Below are 1231 nucleotides of genomic sequence, written 5' to 3' on the forward strand. Positions count from 1 at the left end.
CCCGCCCGTTCCCCTGCCCACCGACCAGCTGCGCTTGGGTATGAGGCTGCCGTTTACGCTGCTGGATGAAGCCGGACGCGTGCTGCTGGCCAAAGGGCTGTGTATCGAAGACGAGCAGCAGCTGGAGCTGCTGCGCGCGCGCAAGCGCGTCTTTGTGCCGTTCGAGGAATCGGAGCTGGCCGTCAAGGTGTTGATGACGGGGCTGCTGGAGCTGGATCGGCGTGGGGCGGCGCTGAAGGATCTCGACCGGTATCTGTCGCGGCAGGACGAGGGTGATGCACCGGAGGGGGCCGCGGTGCTGCGCGGCACGATGCCGCAGCAGTGTGCCGAGGTGGCGGCGCGCCTGCGGCGGCTGCTGGTGGCGCTGGCGCAGCGCGCGCTGGCCGCCGACGAGGCGCAGGCGCGGCTGCAGGGCCTGTGGGCCGAACTGCAGCAGTGGGCGGTCGCACGCGTGACACAGGAGGCGGCGACGCTGGTGTTGACCTACCGCGCTTGCAGCAGCCCGGACGAATACAGTGTGCTGCACGCGCTGCAATGCGCGGTGCTGGCGCAGCGGGTGGCCCCGTTGCTGCGGGTGCCGGCGGCTGAGGTGCGGCCGCTGGTGATGGCCTGCGCGACGATGAACGTGGGGATGGTGCAGCTGCAGGATGTGCTGGCGGGGCAGATCCAGCCGGTGTCGCCGCAGCAGCGCGCGCAGATCGACGCGCACGCGCAGGAAGGCGAGCGGTTGCTGCGCGCGGCCGGGGTCAGCGACGAGGCGTGGTTGCAGGCGGTGCGCTGGCATCACCAGTCGCCGCCGGCGGGCCCGCTGGAGGTGCTGCCCGTCGGCCGGCGGCTGGCCAGCATCGTGCAGGGGCTGGACCGCTACACCGCGGCCATGAGTCCGCGCGCCAGCCGGCCCGGGCGGTCGGCCCGCGATGCGGCGCGCACCGTCATCGCCCGCCAAGGCGCGGGCGCCCAGGATCCGCTGGGAGTGGCGCTGGTGCAGGTGCTGGGGCTGTATCCACCGGGCACATTCGTGCGGCTGCACGCAGGCGAACTGGCGCTGGTGCTGCGGCCTGGGCAGCGTGCGACCGCGCCGGTGGCGGCGGTGGTGGTCAACCGCCACGGAGAACCGGTGGGGACGCCGAAGCTGGTGGACTGCGCGCGGCCCGAGCACGCGGTGGCCGAGTCGGTGCCGGGCTCGGCGGTGAAGGCGCGCATCGACTTGGAGGAGATGGTCGAGCGTCTG

1 protein-coding gene is annotated in these 1231 nt (G+C 72.9%); it reads left to right on the forward strand.

Going from position 1 to position 1231, the window contains the following annotated elements:
- Window positions 1-40 precede the first annotated feature (40 nt).
- Window positions 41-1231: HD-GYP domain-containing protein (locus V7Z54_RS06475; protein WP_334135256.1), on the forward strand; the 1191-nt coding region annotated here is incomplete at its 3' end.

It is taken from the genome of Tepidimonas sp. (genome assembly GCF_036824975.1).
Classification (GTDB): domain Bacteria; phylum Pseudomonadota; class Gammaproteobacteria; order Burkholderiales; family Burkholderiaceae_C; genus Tepidimonas.